This is a genomic window from Enterococcus olivae, assembly GCF_053760925.1.
Genome location: NZ_JBSMVT010000057.1, coordinates 1 through 2,349, shown reverse-complemented (window position 1 = coordinate 2,349; position 2,349 = coordinate 1). Strand labels below are relative to the sequence as shown.

Sequence of the window (2,349 nt, the reverse complement as noted above, 5' to 3'; positions counted from 1 at the left end):
TGAATATTGCGAACGAATAGAGCCACCTGTGCGGAAAAATGAGCCAGTGAATGCGGACAATAGCGCCACCGAATGCGGACAAGGGAACCACATAAATAATTTAGCTAACAATAGAGACCTTCTGTATAATGATATTGCATGCCTACAGGCATGACACTATATACAGGAGGTTTTATTATGATCCAATACCGCAAGATCTTGGAATTGCACTACAAGGATGTTTCCCAACGTACCATTAGTACCAGTGTGGGAAGTTCGAGGAATACAGTTTCGGATGTCATTAAACGAGCTGAAAAGCATGGCTTAGAGCGTTTAATGGACAACATGAACAATCACTGGCTTGAAGAATTTCTTTTCCCTGAGAAACAGGCGATTGAGAAAGGCTTTTTTCCACCAGACTGGGAAACGGTTCATAAAGAATTACAGAAAAAGAACGTGACCTTAAAGTTACTCCATTCGGAGTATGACCAGCAAGCACGTAACGGAGGAAAGATTCCTTATGCCTACCGGACTTTCGCAGAAAATTATGGTAAGTATGCAAAGAAATATAAAGCGACCATGCCTATTCGCAGGAAACCTGGTGAAGTTTTAGAAGTTGACTGGGCTGGTTCAACGCTGTCTATTAATGATCGTTCAAGCGGTGAACAGTTAACGGTATATGTATTTGTGGCAACTTTTCCTTACAGTCAGTACAGTTATGTCGAAGGGTTTTTAGATATGAAATCAGCCAACTGGCTAACCGGACATATCCATGCTTTTGAATATTTTGGCGGGGTTCCAGAATCACTCGTTTCTGATAATTTAAAAACGGGGGTGTTTAAAGCCGCTCGCGGAGAACCTATTCTAAATGAGGCCTACCGTGAACTGGCTGATTATTATCAAACCGTTATCGTTCCCGGAAGAGTTCGGAAGCCTAAAGACAAACCGAGTGTTGAAGGAACCGTGGGGTTCGTTTCCAGACAAATCATAGCTGCTTTGCGTCACTATCAATGTTTTGATATTCGTGACTTAAATCAGGAAATCTTGAAAAAACTTAACAAACTAAATAAAGAAGAATTTCAAAAACGTCCTGGTTCAAGAAAAAAAGCGTTTGACGAAGAGGAGAAATCCTACCTTCACCCCTTACGTCAAACACGATTTAAGTTATCGGAATGGAGAAGAGCAAAAGTTCAACCAAATTACCACATTCAAATCGAACGCATGAATTACTCCGTTCCTTACGAATATATCCAATGTGACGTTGACACCCGTCTTTCAAAGGAGTTAATTGAAGTATACTTCAAAGATGTACGGATTTCATCCCACAAGCGATTATATGGAAAAATTGGACAGTTTTCAACTTTTTCAGAACATATGCCGGATAATCATCGACTCTATTTAGAACATACACCAGAAATTAGTCGAGAATGGGCCCAAACCATTGGTTCATACATGGAAGAGTTCGTGGAGATATTGCTTAAGAATGGTTCAGAGAAAAAGGCTCTTAATCAATTAATGAGTCTACGTAGTATAGAAAAAAGACATTCAAAAGAAGAGATGGATCTCGCTGCTCAAAACCTACTGATCGCTTCCTCTAACCCAACGGTTAGTGTTTTCAAAACAATACTATCAAGAAATAAAAAACGTAATCGCGCAAAAGATGATGGCTCTTTGACAAAACTGACTACTAATAAAAACTATGGATTTGTACGTGGTGCAAACTATTTTGGAGGTAACCCTAAATGACTAATGAAGAAACATTCCGTAAATTAACAGAAATGAACATGAGTGCAATGGCTGACTCGTATAAAGAGCAAATGAATAATCGTGACTATCAAGATATGACGTTTGAAGAACGTTTCAATTTACTCGTCGATCGTGAATATTCTCGTCGTCAATCAAACAAACTGCAGCGATTGATTAACCAGGCTCAGTTCAATGAACCGTCGGCAGCAATTGAAGATATTGAATATCACCCTGACCGTCACCTTGATAAACATCTTATACTTGAGCTGGCAGCAGGGAACTATATTGAGAAACATTTGAATATCATTTTAATGGGAGCTTCCGGGAATGGTAAAACATGGTTATCAAATGCCTTCGGCATTCAAGCCTGCCGGCAACATTATAAAGTGAAATATGTTCGTCTACCAGAGCTGTTAGATGAGTTTATTTCAGCAAGAAACGAAGCAGACGGTAGTTTTCGACGACTGATTAAGAAGTATAAGAAAGTCGACCTGTTAATCATTGATGAATGGTTACTGACAGCCTTACCTGAAGAGCATACTTTAACCTTATTTGAGATTATAGAATCACGTCTGAAGACAGCCTCGACTATCTTCTGTTCACAGACGGCTCCTGAAGGATGGT

The 2,349-nt window shown here is 39.6% G+C and carries 2 protein-coding genes; both read left to right on the top strand.

What is annotated here, in order from left to right; translation table 11 throughout:
* Positions 1-177 precede the first annotated feature (177 nt).
* Positions 178-1,725 carry an IS21 family transposase gene (istA, locus tag ACWODM_RS16265; RefSeq protein WP_455322364.1) on the top strand — a complete coding sequence of 516 codons (1,548 nt, stop codon included), beginning with the start codon at positions 178-180 and terminating at the stop codon, positions 1,723-1,725.
* Positions 1,722-2,349: ATP-binding protein (locus ACWODM_RS16260; RefSeq protein ID WP_455322363.1), on the top strand; the 628-nt coding region annotated here is incomplete at its 3' end. The genes istA and ACWODM_RS16260, both read left to right, overlap by 4 nt.

What these genes read in the sequence shown, in the direction of transcription:
- istA (WP_455322364.1), top strand. Translation starts at nt 178, where the DNA reads ATGATCCAATACCGCAAGATCTTGGAATTGCACTACAAGGATGTTTCC.